Consider the following 15,284-nt stretch of genomic DNA (forward strand, 5'->3'; position numbering starts at 1 on the left):
CCGACTACCACGCCATAGCAGCATCGAACCGTTAATTATTGTGCTTGGCGTGACCCTGTATATGCTTTAAACAAACGAATACTTTCATACATCGCAACGATTAACCAACCACCGAACAAATACACCAGGATTTTAGTCATTAATAGCAACACCGCAATCATTCCTAACAATAAGCATTGTCCTGCCAATAAAGTGATACGTCCCCAATTAACGTCACTTTTACGAATATTGTGCATATCGATATCATCGGCTTCAACCATCAACTTATAAAACAATGTACCAACTTGTTTGACCAATATTAACACCCAGTTTTGGACATGACGTGCATCTAGCAATGCCTTAACAATCGCGTTCGCCAATGGCGCAAAGCTTGTCACAAAGATCATTAATAAAATATTCGGCACTGTCACCATTAAGTGTAACGGTCCAATAACGGTATAAACACCATTTGAATCTTGTAAGAAGAGCATGGCAACAAATTGCCAACAATAAAACAGCCCTAATAACGCATAACGTCGCATAAAAAATTGATGGCTTTGCAAACGCAACACCGTATTAAACATCTCTATAAACATTCCTAACCCCTTAACAAATAACCCTCTTAATATCTTCTATCCATCATACACATTAAAAAACGCTAATCAAATTGAATGCCTAAAACTTCCGTCATTTAAACCTATTTGCCCTTCAACTGCAATAAAAAACAACCTATCGTTAGTTTCCTAACAACAGGTTGTCTAAGAGTTATTTAATTAGGCCATCTTGATGTTGTCGCGGTTCTTCAACTTAGCTGATGAAGCAGCGTCAACGATAACTGTAACGTCCTTGTGCGCTTGCAAGGCACTTGCTGGCATGTCTTCAGTCATAGGACCTTCGATCATTGCAGCAACGGCGTCAGCCTTACCGGCACCGTAAGCAACCAACAAAATCTTCTTACCCTTCATGATGCTTCCAATTCCCATTGAGTAAGCTTCACGAGGAACATCGTTGATGTCTTCGAAGAAACGAGCGTTCGCTTCGATTGTTGATTCAGTCAAAGCAACCTTGTGAGTCAATTCGTCAAATGGAGTTCCTGGTTCGTTGAAACCGATGTGTCCGTTTGCTCCCAATCCCAACAATTGTAGGTTGATTGGCATGTTGTCGATGATGTCTTCGTAACGCTTAACTTCAACTTCACCATCTTCAGCCAAACCATTTGGTACGTAGCTTTCGCGGAAAGGCTTCTTGTTAAACAAGTGTTGGTTCATGAAGAAACGGTAGCTTTGGTCGTTATCTCCTGACAATCCAACGTATTCATCCAAGTTAATTGACACCTTGTCTGAGAAGTCCAAGTCTGATGCAGTGATTGTATCGTAAATGCTGATAGGAGTTGATCCAGTAGCTAGTCCGAATACGTTCGCTCCGTTTTCCAAGGCATCCTTGAAAATGTCGAATCCAACTTGTCCACCTTGAGCTTGGTCTTTAACTTCAATAATTTGCATAATTTGTTGCCTCCACGTTTTTTGGTATAGTCCAATTATAAACGAGTGGACTAGTCCAATTCAACCCTTTTATTTAAAATAATTTTATCTAATTTTTGAACCCTTGATTTGCTGGGAATTCAGGCAATAAAAAAGCTGACCGTATTTTCAAATACAGTCAGCTTTTTATCATTCAATCATGAATGCGGTCGGATTATTCTCCGATCATCGCCTTTTCAATCTTTTCTAGTGTTTGTGAGTGGCTTGCAATATCAGCCAACAAGTTTGCTTCGAATGTATCAACATTTTCTGCAACCATGTCCTTTGAACCGAAACGACGGATTGTAACTGAGTCGTTCTTCACTTCTTCATCACCGATAACCAATGTGTATGGAATCTTTGATGTTTGTGCATCACGGATCAAGTAACCCATCTTTTCGTTACGGTCATCGTATGAAGCACGAATTCCTTGCAAGACCAAACGTTCCTTCAATGCTTCAGCGTATGAACCATGCGCTTCGCGGTTAACAGGAATGATACGTACTTGTTGTGGTGCCAACCATGTTGGGAAGGCTCCCTTGTACATTTCAGTTAGGTAAGCAGTGAAACGTTCCATTGTTGAGATGATTCCACGGTGAATCATAACAGGACGGTGCTTTTCACCATCGGCTCCAACGTAGTTAACGTCGAAACGTTCTGGCAACAAGAAGTCCAATTGGATTGTTGATAGTGTTTCTTCACCACCCAAAGCAGTCTTGATTTGCACGTCCAACTTAGGTCCGTAGAACGCAGCTTCTCCTTCAGCTTCGAAGTAATCCAATTCCATATCGTCCATGGCAGTCTTCAACATGCGTTGTGCCTTTGACCACATTTCATCATCATCGTAGTACTTTTCAGTGTTTTCAGGGTCACGGTATGACAAACGGAAACGGTAGTCTGTGATATCGAAGTCCTTGTAAACATCAACCATCAAAGTCAAAATCTTCTTGAATTCATCTTCGATTTGGTCAGGAGTAACGAATGTGTGTCCGTCGTTCAAAGTCATTTCACGTACACGTGACAAACCTGTTAGGGCTCCTGACTTTTCGTAACGGTGCATCATTCCCAATTCAGCCACACGGAATGGCAATTCACGGTATGAACGAGGCTTGTGCTTGTACACTTGGATGTGTGAAGGACAGTTCATTGGACGCAATTCTAGGAATTCGCCATCACCCATATCCATAGGTGGGAACATGTCATCACGGTAGTGATCCCAGTGACCTGATTGCTTGTACAAGTTCAAGTTTGACACAACCGGTGTGTACACGTGTTGGTATCCGTCAGCCAATTCACGGTCAACGATGTAACGTTCTAGTGTACGACGGATAGCGGCTCCGTTTGGCATCCAAACAGGCATTCCGGCTCCAACTTCTTGTGAAGTGAAGAATAATTCTTGGTCGGCACCAATCTTACGGTGGTCACGTTCCTTAGCTTCTTCACGACGCTTCATTTCTTCATCCAAATCAGCTTGTGTCCAGAACGCAGTTCCGTAGATACGTTGCAACATTGGGTTAGAAGATTGACCACGCCAGTATGCTCCAGCAACTGAAGTCAACTTGAAGACCTTAATCCAGCTAGTTGATGGTACAAGTCCACCACGGTCCAATTCAACGTGTTCACCTTGAACAGCGATTGTGATTGGTTCGTCAGCTGGCAAGTCTTGGATCAATTCAACCTTATATGGGTCATCCTTGAACATGTCCAATGCTTCGTCACGTGAAATTTCACGAGAAACGATTGGCAAGTTTTCCGCAACAATCTTCTTCATCATCTTTTCGATTTCAGGGAATTGTTCTGCGGCGATTTGTCCATCAGCCTTATCAGTGTCGTAGTAGAAACCATTGTCGATGAATGGTCCTACACCAAAGTGTACGTTTGGGTATAGACGGTTGATGGCTTGTGCCAACAAATGAGATGCTGAGTGACGCAAAATGTCCAATGCTTCTGGATCTGACTTTGTAATCAATGAGAATTCACCATCCTCAGTAATTGCATCGTTCATTCCAACATAACGTCCGTTCAACTTAGCTGAAACAGACTTCTTAGCCAATGACTTTGAAATCCCTTCGGCGATTGTTAATGGTGTTACGCCTGATTCAAATTCCTTAACGGCCCCATCAGGGAACGTCATCTTAACCATTTCTGCCATGATAATCTCCTTAAATATATTGATATTAGTTTTTGTGCTTAGAAAACAAAAACGCCCCGTCACATAGTCTATATGTGACGGGACGCCTTTCTCACGTGGTACCACCCGAATTCATCCACTTATGTGGACCTTAGGGCTCTTAACGCGAGCTCACGGAACTGGTTTGCCAGTTCACTTAGAAGGAGTATTTCAATTGACATGTGGCTCATTCACAACAACTAGAGCTCTCTGGACACATGCGATCAATCAAAACATATCTTCATCAACGTTTTCTAATGTCATTATTGTATCAAATCCAACTTTAAAAAGAAAGCCTATGCTTGACTCTCTTTGCTAGCGATTAAATCAGCCACCATCTTGGTCAAAGCGACTTCATCATTCGCATCTGGATTTAGATTAATCTTCACAGAGTCAGCCCCACGAGTTGCATTTGTTAACGCTAATTGCGTTTCAAAATCATCAACGGCTGTGCCAAAGTCATCCCCGTAAAAATCATCCCCTGAGCCAGCCACTGCATAATACAAACCAGTGAAATCTAAATCAGGTAAGTCTTCATAAAAGTCTAAGGCTTCTTCTGGCAATGACCCTAGATCAAATGTATACGGAACAACAACTAGAAATTCAGTTTCTGCAGGGTTAATCGTCATTGCATCAACTAATGATAAATCTTCTTTAGTTGTTTCAATCCCAGCATTTTGAAATTGCGTCACAATGATATTAGCGACTGCTTCATTATTACCAGTAATTGTCGCAAACATAACGCGTGCTTTCATGACGAAATCTCCTTTCAATCTTAAAAATTAGAATGGGTGTTCATCGTATTCTGTCCAGCTCGTGTGGCTATCTTGAATACGCTTAAACATCTTTTCCACGTCCATCATTGATAGTGTAACAACTGTCGGACGGCCATGTGGACAGTTATATGGATTTTCAGTTTCCGCTAATTGCGCAATTAAGCCACGGGCTTCAAAGTCATTCAAAGACCAATTGGCTTTAATTGATCGCTTACAGGCCATCATAATCGCTGTCTTTTCACGGAACTTTTCCAGCGTTAAGTGTTCGTCGCGTAAATACCAGTCTAACATTTCACGTAGAGTTGATTCTTCTTGTCCTTTGACGAACCACCCTGGGTGTTCACGTAAAATAAAGGTATTTACACCAAACTCTTCTAATGTAATTCCAAGGCTATCTAATTCTTCTAAATGACCTTGTAGCTTTAGCGCATCTACTGCTGAAAATGATACCACAATGGGTACTAATAATTGTTGGCGTTCTAAGCCAGTTTGACCAATCTCAACACGGTACTTTTCATACTTGATACGTTCTTGGGCGGCGTGCTGGTCAATCATGTACAAGCCGGCCTCACCCTGCGCGAATAAGAATGTACCATGCATTTGCCCAATATAACTAAGCTTCGGGAATGTTTCTTGCGTTTCCGCTTTATCTTCTTCCCACAATGTTTCTTGGGCCGCAACACCAACAACTTGTGATTCATGTCCCGCGAAAGGACTCGCCTCAGTGCCACTATAGGTCGCTGAAAAGCTTCGTAAGTTATCTAATTCAGATTCATGGGCCACAGTGATACTTTCGACTGGTTCCTCATGATCAACTTTTGTGACTTCATCTGCTGATGTGGCAGCTTGTTTTTCAACCGCTTCCGCAACAGGTGTTTCCACAACTGGTTCACGTAGAGTTAGGTCTGCACCCAACACGGTTTGATTCATCAAATTATCTAACCCATCCGGAATCAAGTTTTCACGCGCCAATCTTTCAGCGATTGCTTCACGAACTAGATTAACTAACTCTGTTTCTTTTGATAAACGCACTTCATGCTTTTGTGGATGCACGTTCACGTCGACCAATAACGGATCCATTTGAATATCAATCACGGCAATTGGAAAACGACCAACCATTACCTTTGAGCCATACCCTTTGATAATGGCATTTGTTAATTGATAATTCTTTACATAACGACCATTAATTAAGACAGCCATGTAAGAACGATTGGCACGTGTTAATTCAGGCAATGATGTGTAGCCATTAATCTCAAAGTCATTATCTTTAGCTGTAAATTCAACCATCTTACGTGCTTGTTGCGTACCATAGATGGCCGCAATCACTTGCTGCAAATTGCCATTCCCAACTGTACGCATGATTTCTTTATCACCATGTCGTAGTCGTAATGAGACTTCTGGATGACTCAATGCAATATGGTGCAAGACATCCGTGATTTGCGCTAATTCAGTTGATGGACTCTTTAGATACTTCAAACGTGCTGGCGTATTAAAGAATAGATTTTTAACCGTAATATCCGTCCCTTGACGCGCACTGGCACTTGTATGTGATTCTAAAAGCCCACCTTTATACACAACTTGTGATCCTTGTGCACTATCAGCTTGCGCTGTTACCAATGTCACTTCACTAACAGAGGCAATTGATGGTAAAGCTTCACCACGAAAACCAAGTGAGTGAACACGGAAAAGATCATGACGTGTTGCAATCTTAGAGGTCGCATGACGTAAAAATGCTGTTTCAACATCATCGTCAGCGATTCCTTGCCCATCATCAATCACACGAATTAAATCTGTTCCCGCTGCTTCAACGAGTACATCAACTCGTGTTGCTTGCGCATCAATGGCGTTTTCAACCAATTCTTTTACGACTGACGCAGGTCGTTCAATTACTTCACCAGCCGCAATTTGATTGGCCAACACATCCGACAGCGTTGCAATCTTTCCCATTGTATCCCCTCCTCAAGTTTCCATTTACTTATCACTTTATTTTAACTTAGCTTGCCATTCATTTAACTTAATCAGCGCTTGCAATGGTGTTAAGTCAGCTAAGTTCATTGCTTTCACTTCATCTAGCACACCTTGTGTATCTGCATCGGGCATCGCAAACAAGTCTAATTGTGCATCTTGTTCCACGGTTTCTTCGACAGCTGTCTCAACGATTGGTGCAATTACTTCTGGTTCAGCAGTGACTACTTGCTCTGTCACTGGTTCGTGAATTGGTAAGTTAGCTGATGGTTCATGTAATGAAGCAATCGTCACATCTTCACTAGCTTCTAGAGTTGCCAAGATGTCACTTGCACGTGTAATCAACGTATCAGGTAGCCCCGCTAACTTCGCGACGTTAATTCCATAACTTTGATCAGCTGGTCCCGCCAAAATTTTGTGTGAGAAAATCAATTCGCCATTCTCTTCAGTTGCACCAACGTGAATATTCTTCAAGTGTTCTAGTTCAGTATCTAGACTTGTTAATTCATGGTAGTGCGTTGAGAACAATGTCTTGGCCTTGGTGTGTGCATGTACATGCTCAATAATCGCTTGTGCCAATGCCATTCCGTCATACGTTGCTGTTCCACGTCCTAATTCATCAAATAGGATCAATGAATGTGGGGTCGCGTTTTGCAAGGCCGTATTGGCTTCAGCCATTTCAACCATGAACGTTGAGTTACCGGAAATTAAATCATCGGCCGCTCCAATACGCGTAAAGATTTGATCAAAAATTGGCAACGTTGCACTTTCAGCTGGTACGAACGATCCAATTTGTGCCATCACAACAGTTAAAGCAAGTTGACGCATGTATGTTGACTTACCAGACATATTTGGTCCAGTGATCAACAAAATGGTCTCATCTTCACTCATTGTAATATCGTTAGCAACATAGCTTTGGTGTCCCAATACTTTTTCAACCACTGGATGACGACCATTCTTGATATTCAAGATTTGCTTATCTGCCAAGTTAGGACGCACAAAATCATAACGTTCTGCAACATCAGCCAATGCTTGTAGAACGTCCAACTCAGCCAATGCAGCCGCTAGTTTTTGCAAACGTGTAATATTCGCCTTAATTGTTTCTCGGACTTCACTAAACAATTGGTATTCTAATTCGCTAGACTTTGTCTCAGCTTCTAGAATTAATTGTTCGTGTTCCTTCAATTCAGGTGTAATAAAACGTTCAGCGTTAACCAATGTTTGCTTACGTGTGTAACGATCTGCTTCAAGTCGATCAATGTTAGCCTTTGTCACTTCAATGTAGTAACCAAAGACCTTATTGTAACCAATCTTAAGTGAATTAATCCCTGTTACTTCACGTTCACGTGCTTCAAGATCAGCCAACCATTGCTTACCATTTTGTAGTACATCACGGTATTCATCTAATTGTGCATTGTAGCCATCACGAATCACGCCACCATCTTTCAAACCAATTGGTGGTTCTTCAATGATTGCTTCACTAATTAATGTTTCTAGGTCAGCGACTGGATCAAGTTGTTGGGCAAAGTTACCAAAAATCGCTGCGTCCATCGTACGTAGACTATCCAGCAACAATGGTACTTGACGTAATGAATTACGTAGTTGTAATAAGTCACGCCCATTGGCGGTTCCATACGCAACACGTCCGGCAAGACGTTCCAAGTCATAGACCTGCTTCAAGCCATCTTGAATTTGGGCGCGATTGAAGAAGTCCGCCACAAAGCCACCAATTTTATCGTAACGAAGGGCCAAGGTTGGCTTATCTAGTAATGGTTGCTCTAACCATTGCTTCAATAAACGACCACCCATGGCTGTTTTCGTTTCATCCAACAACCAGTAAAGCGTCCCACTACGTTGTCCCGTACGCAGATTCGTTGTTAGTTCCAAGTTCGCACGTGAGTTACGATCCAACTTTAGGTATTGCGCTAATTCATAACTAGCCGCAATTTTCAAATGATCAAGGGCACGCTTTTGAGTTGTAAATAAGTACGCCAACAAAATCTCAGTTGCAGCCTTTTCTACTTCAACTGCCAAGTTTTGTGTTAAGTATGAAATCTCAGCATTGGCATCAGTCTTTTCTTGATGTGATGTCAAAATACCAAGGTTCGTTAGGTTTGCTTGGAAATCGTCTGGTAATGGTCCGTCAGTAACAATTTCTTTTGTTTCTAAACGACTCAACTCATTCAAGACATTATTTAATGACACAACCGTAGTAGCCTTCAGTTCACCAGTCGCTAAATCAGTATAGGCAAGCCCATATTGTTGTTGCGGGTTCATGGTTACACTGACTAGATAATTATTGTCTTTCGCATTATCTGCTGTGTCCTTCATACGTGTTCCTGGTGTCACCAATTGCACCACGTCACGCTTAACCATCCCCTCAGCTTCAGCGGCATCTTCTAATTGTTCCACAATCGCAACTTTATACCCTTTATCAACCAAAATATCGATGTAATTCGCAGCTGCGTGATGTGGTACTCCAGCCATCGGAATTGGATTGTCTGATTTCTTGTTACGTTGTGTTAATGTCAATTCCAGTAATTGAGAACCCAAGACGGCATCATCGTTGAATAGTTCATAAAAATCGCCTAAACGATAAAACAAAAAGGCATCCGGATATTGCGCCTTGATTTTGTTATATTGCTCCATCATCGGTGTAGTTTTTGCTTTTTGCACCATCTTGTACCCTCCATTAATTTGCGCAAACTATGTGATTTAAAAAACGCTCATTGGGGTTAGCCAATCAGCGTTTAGGTTTATTTGTCGCTGGCCTCTGCAAACAAGTCTGCCAATCCAGCTAATGGTGTGTTACTTTGCTCTTCATCAGCCTTATTTTCGTAATCAGTTTCAGTCAATACTGCCCAATCCTGACCCGTTGGCATATCTTGTCCCTTTGCTTCTTCTTCAGTTAGCACTTGCAATGGAATGTTCACAACAATGTATTCTGCAATCGCTTCTTGGAAATCAATATCCTTTTCAACGACGACAACAGATTGTTCTTCTTCGTAGCGATCCATGTGTGTTGTGTCTTGAATGTACACTTCATCAATGTCAAAGCTTAGTGGTACTTCTACCAATTCCAATGAACGTGTTGAGGGTGTTGTCACCGTAACATTAACTGTTGCGTGGACAATGATATCATCACGATCTGCTTGTGTGAAACCTTTAACCTCAACTGGTGAAACATCCTTAACAACATTGTTAAAGTCACCTAGCAAACGGTCCTTCACATCAATTGTTTCAGTGAAGTTCTTAACTTCTTCACCGAAGTTTTGTAAATCAGAAAAACGCCATTTCATGATTATGTCTCCTCATAAAAAATTGGTTGTCTGCGCACGTCTTGTGTGAAGTTTTGATAAACCTCATCAACAGCACAGTACTGATACAGTTGTCCTGCCCGGAAATCCAAACGCAGTAAGTGAGTCAAATCATCTTTACCCACTTTAGTTAGATTCGGTAAGGTAATCGATTCACGTTGTTGTTTCATATAACGTCGTCCCGTTTGATTACTGCCTAAGAGACGTAAGTACGGTTGTACTTGGTTCATCTCATCCTCAGTAATCTGTAACAACGTATATAACAAGGTACGTTGTAAACGCGCTTGTGTGTAACGCTTTGTTTTAAATTCTGATTGGAAAGTTTCCCAATCAACATTTGGTTGTGTTTCAATTAGTCGCTTCAAACGGAAAGCTAGTCCATCATTTAATTGATAGATGTTTTCTAATTGTTCAACTGGTGTTGTTAGCACTTTATACTTCAACAACGCAAACCATTTATCTGACCACACAGCGGTTTCTGGACCTTGCGCTAACCATTCTGCAGCTTGGGTAGAAGCATATTTCGATACATCTCCCGTTGCAGCACGTAAGGCAGTTGCACTCGCAATCTCACCAGTTGGTAGATTGGTATCGTGATAACCTGCTTGAATACGTTGAATTGGTGTCAAAGTCATTTCATCTGCCCACCCCAATTCAATGACAGCATTTGCATATGCAAAGCCTAACAAATCATTTGGAGTTTCTAGACGAAAGCCAATGATTTCCTCAAGGACATCATTGAACTGTGTAGCATAGGTTTGCCGATAATCTTGCTTAAAATCTTGATTTTCTGCTAGTTGCTTGTGCGCTACTAACGCTAAATTCATAAAATCTAATTCAGCATGTTCAGCACCAAACACAACTTCACGAACACCAAGATCATGTAAGATCATCAAAGCACCTTTGGCGAATAAATGCGCAGGTTGTACCGCATACGCGAATGGTAGTTCATAAACTAAATCAACGCCACCTTGTAGCGCTAATTCAGTTCGTCGCCATTTATTAAAAATAGCTGGTTCGCCACGTTGGACAAAGTTACCACTCATCACAGCAACAACTAAATCTGCACCACTCACCTCACGAGCTTGTTGCGCGTGATAGGCGTGTCCATTATGGAAGGGATTATATTCAGTTATTAGACCAACTGCTTTCATAATCACACCTCCATACTATTACGCCTTCGTTGTGCTAAAGAACCAACGTGGTGCCTTATCCAAGTCTTCACTACGACCAAAGTCACTTGTCACCTTCACATTCGTGAAGCCAGCTTCTGCCAACAACTTCATGTATGTTTCTAGTGGGTAAGTACGTTCCGTGTGAATTTCTTGGATTTGTTGGTAACCATCAATTTCTTCGTTAAAGACAAAGAATGTTAGTTCATGTTCGACTGTATGTTCAGCTTCTTCAACACCGAATGATGACCACATAAATGCAGTTTCTTCATCATGCCAGTTGTACATGTATCCTGGATAGATCACATCAGTTTGTTCTGGTGTAATCACGTCAAAGATAAATTGACCACCTTCATCCAAGTGTTGCGCCACTTGTTGGAAAGTTGCCAACATTTCCGCTTCATTCGCCAAGTAGTTGAATGAATCTGCGAAACATGTAATTGTGCCGAACTTTTGTTCAAGCGCTGACCATTCACGCATATCTCCTTGCACTAATGGCAAGTCAACTTCTGCGTTATTGGCATGTTCTGATGCGATCGTTAACATTTCCTCTGATAGGTCAAAGTTCATCACGTCATCAAAACCAGCTTGCTTCAACATAATCGCCAAACGCCCTGCACCACCTGCTAATTCTAGTAAAGGTGCCTTAGGGTCTTTAATCTCTTGCTTTGCATAAGAAAACCAATCTTCATATGCTGTTTCATCAAATAATTGGTCATATAAACGAGCAAAAGTTTGGTAATTCATATTAGTATTCTTCCTCTACCAACCAGTCACCAATGTTGATTTCAGGTGCTTGTCCCCACAACTTTTCAAGGTTGTAGAATCCACGTGCTTCACCCTTGAATAGGTGCACTAGCAAGTCACCAAAGTCCAACAATACCCATTGCGCTTCTTGACGTCCTTCTTGACGTAGCAAAGGTACACCGGCTTCAGCCATCTTGTCGATCACTTCATCAGCAATCGCCAAAACTTGACGTTCTGTTGGTGCATCTGCGATTAGGTATGTGTCAGCGATGAAGCTGATTCCACCCAAGTCCAAAGCCAAGATGTCAGCAGCGCGCTTTCCATCGACAGCCTTAACGGCAATTTCTAATTGTTGTTTTGCATCAATCATGTTTAGTACTCCATACATTGTAAGTTTGTAAAGTGCCTGGATAAACAGGCAACTTTTGGTTAATTAAATAAGTAAGGGTGTGTTCTGTTTGCCAGCCCACACTGGCCGCTAAGTCTTCAAAAGCTAATGCTCTGACTTCCTCAACGCCCGGGAAAGTTCGCCCTGATTCGATGTAATCAGCCATGTATAAAATTTGGCTAAGTGGTGACATTGCTGCCCCACCAATGGTGTGTTGGCGAATAGCTGTCAGAATACGCTCATCATGAATGTGCAATTCTTTCGCAACTAATTCAGCCCCAACAACACCATGCCAGACATTATTGCCCCAAGCTTTTAGGTCAGAATCTAAATGTAATTCATCAATGACTGCTAAGAAATCAGCGTCAGGTCGTTCTTTTGCGTAATCATGTGTTAATGCTGCAATTGAAACCAATTGTGCATCCACTTGATATTGTTCTGCCAATGCCAGTGCCATTTCTTCCACACGTAGGACGTGGGCAAAACGCTTCGCTGACATATGTGGTTCAACAAGTGCTGCTAGTTCAGCACGTGTACCTGCAAAGTAAGGGGTTAGATCATCATTGTTCATCAAGATATAATCCTTTCTTAAAGATATACGCTGCAACCATATCCGGTACCATGTATCGAATACTTGCATGTTGCGCAACACGTTGTCGAATCACAGTAGAACTGATTTCCAATTGTGGTACATCAGCCCAAATCACAGGATACGGTTCTTCTTTATTAACACCCGGTCGGTTAACACCTACAAAGTGAACGAGATCAACCAGTTCATCAATGCGATGCCAAGTTGGCAAATATGCCACTTCATCTCCACCAATAATAAAGTAAAAGTCCGTATCCGGGTTTTGTTCACGCAAGGCGACAATACTATCGTACGTATAACTCTTGCCACCGCGTTGAATTTCTAATGTCTCCAACGCGAACAAGTGATTATCATGTACAGCAGCTTGCACCATGGCTGCACGTTCGAGAGGATCAATCGCAATTTTCGTATCCACATGTGGTGGTAATGCGTTCGGCATAAAGCGAACTTCATCCAGTTGTAATTGCTGCGCAACATGCTCACCAATCATTAAATGCCCTAGATGTGGTGGATTAAAGGTTCCCCCTAAAATACCAACCCGCTTCTTAGGCTTTGTTTCAACTGCCGTTTGTGTTTTTGCTTGAATTGCCATGGTAACCCCCTCTTGTGTAACTAGATGGCGCGAACCTTTGTTGAGTAGTGACGACGTTCCTTGTCAGCTGATTCACCAAACAACACCAAAGTGTGTCCGATTGTTTGTACAACTTGTACATCGTAGACATTTTCTTCGATGAATGCCTTCAATTCGTCAACAGTAACGTCTGAGTTAGATTGGATGTTAACCTTGAACAATTCGCGCTTGTTGATAGCGTCTTCGATTTGTTCTAGCCAAGCTTCAGTCAATCCTTGCTTTCCGATACTGAATAGTGGTGTCATGTCGTGTGCTGATGCACGTAGGTAGCGCTTTTGCTTTCCGCGTAGTTCAATCATATTAAATCATAGCCTTTCGAGTCAAAACAGAGACACCCTTAGGCGCCCAACCAGCAACAACAGAGTTAGCAGGAACAGTAATCCAACCAAGTCCATCGATGACGATATCTGTCTTTTGTGTTGTTTTAAATTCGTGGCGTTGCAATGGTGGCAAATCTGCCAAATGCTCCGCTGATGGTGGTGCAAGTAGTGTACCAGCATGCTTGGCATAGAAATCTTCTGCCTTTTCTAGCTTAGTACGGTGAATCATCAAGTTGTTGTCAAAGTAAGCTGTAAAGCCACCCTTTGATCCTTGAACGAAGTCGAAACGTGCCAATGCGCCCATAAACAATGTTTGTTCAGGGTTCAATTGGTAAGTACGCGGCTTTAATTCCTTTTGTGGTGTGACATACTTCAAGTCCTTAGGTGACAAGTAGTGTGCCATTTGGTCTTGGTGAATGATACCAGGTGTGTCAATAATCGCACTATCATCATCCAAAGGAATTTCAATACGATCTAGTGTTGTACCTGGGAAACGTGAAGTTGTGATAACTTCGTTCTTTTCACCAGTAACATCCTTGATGATTTGGTTAATCAAAGTTGACTTACCAACGTTAGTAACCCCAACGACGTAAACATCACGTCCTTCACGGTACTTTTCAATCAAGTCCATCAAGGCTGGCAAATCATCCCCTGTACGTCCAGAAGTCAAAGCAATATCAATTGGACGAAGTCCAGCGATATTAGCTTGTTGACGCATCCAGTCCTTAATCTTGCTACGACGCAAAGACTTTGGCAAAACGTCAATCTTGTTTCCAACCAAAAGGATTGGGTTCTTTCCAACGAAACGGTGAATTCCAGGGATCAATGATCCAGAGAAGTCAAAGACGTCCATTACGTAAACAACCAATGAATTTGTTCCACCGATTTGATCCAACAAACGACGGAAGTCATCGTCAGTCAAACTAACAGGTTGAATTTCATTGTAGTGTCGCAAACGGAAACAACGTTGGCAAAGAATTTCTTCGTTTTCAAATCCCTTACGCAACGCTGACATTGGTGTGTAACCCAATTCTTCAGGTTCAGTTGTTTGAATCAATGCCCCACAGCCGATACAGCGAAGTTCGTCTGCTAGGTATTCTTGTAGTTCTGCATCACTAATCAAGTTCTTGCCTCCATGTTAGCTCTGGATGTGCTGCAAGCATACGCTTCTTCACATCCTTTTCAAAGAATCGGTTGATTTTTGTATTCCATTGGTCAGTTTCCAAAATAGGCTTAACCAAGATACTGCGCATGCCAGCATTGTTAGCTGACCAGACGTCTGTCAATAATTGATCCCCAACCATCACAACTTCATCAGCTGAAAGGTTTAAGTCACGCATTGCCTCGTTCAATCCACGTGTTAGTGGCTTAAATGCACGAGAGACGTATGCAAGTGACAATGGTTCTGCAACACGTGCAACACGTGGCGCCTTGTTATTTGACACAATAACCACTGGAATTTCTGCTTCGGCCATTTCAGCCAACCAACGGTGCAATTCAGGTGTCCCGTCGGGGTTATTCCACGCAATTAGCGTATTATCTAAATCTGTTAATACCGCCTTAATCCCCTGGGTGCGCAATTGTTCAGGAGTTAAGTGATAAATCGCATCCAACATCCATGTTGGTGTAAATTTTTCAGTCATATTATTTCCTAACTTAACTTTAGTATTATTCTTCATTATACGCTAAAACACGTCTAACTGAAAGGCA

The 15,284-nt window shown here is 42.0% G+C and carries 15 protein-coding genes; all 15 read right to left on the reverse strand.

Going from position 1 to position 15,284, the window contains the following annotated elements; genetic code table 11:
• Positions 1-35: 35 nt before the first annotated feature.
• Positions 36-575: a hypothetical protein gene (locus KHQ31_RS05880; protein WP_213408669.1), complete on the reverse strand. Its 540-nt coding sequence runs from the start codon at positions 573-575 to the stop codon at positions 36-38.
• 177 nt (positions 576-752) lie between these two features.
• Complete coding sequence (locus KHQ31_RS05885) at positions 753-1,481, reverse strand: glucosamine-6-phosphate deaminase (RefSeq protein WP_213408670.1); 729 nt, start codon at positions 1,479-1,481, stop codon at positions 753-755.
• 193 nt (positions 1,482-1,674) lie between these two features.
• Entirely contained in the window at positions 1,675-3,651 is a 1,977-nt protein-coding gene (gene thrS / locus KHQ31_RS05890; protein ID WP_213408671.1) for a threonine--tRNA ligase, read from the reverse strand.
• A 314-nt stretch (positions 3,652-3,965) separates the two neighbouring features.
• Positions 3,966-4,424, reverse strand: coding sequence for a flavodoxin domain-containing protein (locus KHQ31_RS05895; RefSeq protein ID WP_213408672.1), 459 nt, complete (start codon positions 4,422-4,424; stop codon positions 3,966-3,968).
• A 27-nt stretch (positions 4,425-4,451) separates the two neighbouring features.
• Complete coding sequence (gene mutL, locus KHQ31_RS05900; RefSeq protein WP_213408673.1) at positions 4,452-6,392, reverse strand: DNA mismatch repair endonuclease MutL; 1,941 nt, start codon at positions 6,390-6,392, stop codon at positions 4,452-4,454.
• A 36-nt stretch (positions 6,393-6,428) separates the two neighbouring features.
• The gene (mutS, locus tag KHQ31_RS05905) at positions 6,429-9,089 is read right to left on the reverse strand and encodes a DNA mismatch repair protein MutS (protein ID WP_213408674.1); all 2,661 of its coding nucleotides are present in this window, start codon (positions 9,087-9,089) and stop codon (positions 6,429-6,431) included.
• 77 nt (positions 9,090-9,166) lie between these two features.
• Positions 9,167-9,709: a YceD family protein gene (locus KHQ31_RS05910; protein WP_213408675.1), complete on the reverse strand. Its 543-nt coding sequence runs from the start codon at positions 9,707-9,709 to the stop codon at positions 9,167-9,169.
• Positions 9,710-9,711: 2 nt separating this feature from the next.
• A complete protein-coding gene (locus KHQ31_RS05915; protein ID WP_213408676.1) occupies positions 9,712-10,881 on the reverse strand; it encodes a nucleotidyltransferase in 1,170 nt (389 codons plus the stop codon).
• Positions 10,882-10,899: 18 nt separating this feature from the next.
• Entirely contained in the window at positions 10,900-11,646 is a 747-nt protein-coding gene (locus KHQ31_RS05920; protein WP_213408677.1) for a class I SAM-dependent DNA methyltransferase, read from the reverse strand.
• 1 nt (position 11,647) lies between these two features.
• The gene (gene rsfS, locus KHQ31_RS05925; RefSeq protein WP_213408678.1) at positions 11,648-12,016 is read right to left on the reverse strand and encodes a ribosome silencing factor; all 369 of its coding nucleotides are present in this window, start codon (positions 12,014-12,016) and stop codon (positions 11,648-11,650) included.
• Positions 12,009-12,605 (reverse strand): bis(5'-nucleosyl)-tetraphosphatase (symmetrical) YqeK, encoded by a 597-nt coding sequence (yqeK, locus tag KHQ31_RS05930; RefSeq protein ID WP_213408679.1) that lies wholly within the window; start codon positions 12,603-12,605, stop codon positions 12,009-12,011. Before yqeK ends, rsfS begins: the two co-directional genes overlap by 8 nt.
• A complete protein-coding gene (locus KHQ31_RS05935; protein ID WP_213408680.1) occupies positions 12,595-13,215 on the reverse strand; it encodes a nicotinate-nucleotide adenylyltransferase in 621 nt (206 codons plus the stop codon). The genes yqeK and KHQ31_RS05935 overlap by 11 nt, the downstream gene beginning before the upstream one ends.
• A gap of 20 nt (positions 13,216-13,235) precedes the next feature.
• Positions 13,236-13,553, reverse strand: a complete 318-nt coding sequence (locus KHQ31_RS05940; RefSeq protein ID WP_213408681.1) for a YhbY family RNA-binding protein — start codon at positions 13,551-13,553, stop codon at positions 13,236-13,238.
• Between the two features lies 1 nt (position 13,554).
• Positions 13,555-14,697: a ribosome biogenesis GTPase YqeH gene (yqeH, locus tag KHQ31_RS05945; protein WP_213408682.1), complete on the reverse strand. Its 1,143-nt coding sequence runs from the start codon at positions 14,695-14,697 to the stop codon at positions 13,555-13,557.
• The gene (locus KHQ31_RS05950) at positions 14,690-15,217 is read right to left on the reverse strand and encodes a YqeG family HAD IIIA-type phosphatase (RefSeq protein ID WP_213408683.1); all 528 of its coding nucleotides are present in this window, start codon (positions 15,215-15,217) and stop codon (positions 14,690-14,692) included. The genes yqeH and KHQ31_RS05950 overlap by 8 nt, the downstream gene beginning before the upstream one ends.
• Positions 15,218-15,284: the final 67 nt, after the last annotated feature.

Source organism: Weissella ceti (genome assembly GCF_018394055.1).
Taxonomy (GTDB): Bacteria; Bacillota; Bacilli; order Lactobacillales; family Lactobacillaceae; genus Weissella; species Weissella ceti.

Coding starts and splice junctions, on each gene's coding strand:
- KHQ31_RS05880 (WP_213408669.1), bottom strand. CDS start 575: ATGTTTATAGAGATGTTTAATACGGTGTTGCGTTTGCAAAGCCATCAA.
- KHQ31_RS05885 (WP_213408670.1), bottom strand. CDS start 1,481: ATGCAAATTATTGAAGTTAAAGACCAAGCTCAAGGTGGACAAGTTGGA.
- thrS (WP_213408671.1), bottom strand. CDS start 3,651: ATGGCAGAAATGGTTAAGATGACGTTCCCTGATGGGGCCGTTAAGGAA.
- KHQ31_RS05895 (WP_213408672.1), bottom strand. CDS start 4,424: ATGAAAGCACGCGTTATGTTTGCGACAATTACTGGTAATAATGAAGCA.
- mutL (WP_213408673.1), bottom strand. CDS start 6,392: ATGGGAAAGATTGCAACGCTGTCGGATGTGTTGGCCAATCAAATTGCG.
- mutS (WP_213408674.1), bottom strand. CDS start 9,089: ATGGTGCAAAAAGCAAAAACTACACCGATGATGGAGCAATATAACAAA.
- KHQ31_RS05910 (WP_213408675.1), bottom strand. CDS start 9,709: ATGAAATGGCGTTTTTCTGATTTACAAAACTTCGGTGAAGAAGTTAAG.
- KHQ31_RS05915 (WP_213408676.1), bottom strand. CDS start 10,881: ATGAAAGCAGTTGGTCTAATAACTGAATATAATCCCTTCCATAATGGA.
- KHQ31_RS05920 (WP_213408677.1), bottom strand. CDS start 11,646: ATGAATTACCAAACTTTTGCTCGTTTATATGACCAATTATTTGATGAA.
- rsfS (WP_213408678.1), bottom strand. CDS start 12,016: ATGATTGATGCAAAACAACAATTAGAAATTGCCGTTAAGGCTGTCGAT.
- yqeK (WP_213408679.1), bottom strand. CDS start 12,605: ATGAACAATGATGATCTAACCCCTTACTTTGCAGGTACACGTGCTGAA.
- KHQ31_RS05935 (WP_213408680.1), bottom strand. CDS start 13,215: ATGGCAATTCAAGCAAAAACACAAACGGCAGTTGAAACAAAGCCTAAG.
- KHQ31_RS05940 (WP_213408681.1), bottom strand. CDS start 13,553: ATGATTGAACTACGCGGAAAGCAAAAGCGCTACCTACGTGCATCAGCA.
- KHQ31_RS05950 (WP_213408683.1), bottom strand. CDS start 15,217: ATGACTGAAAAATTTACACCAACATGGATGTTGGATGCGATTTATCAC.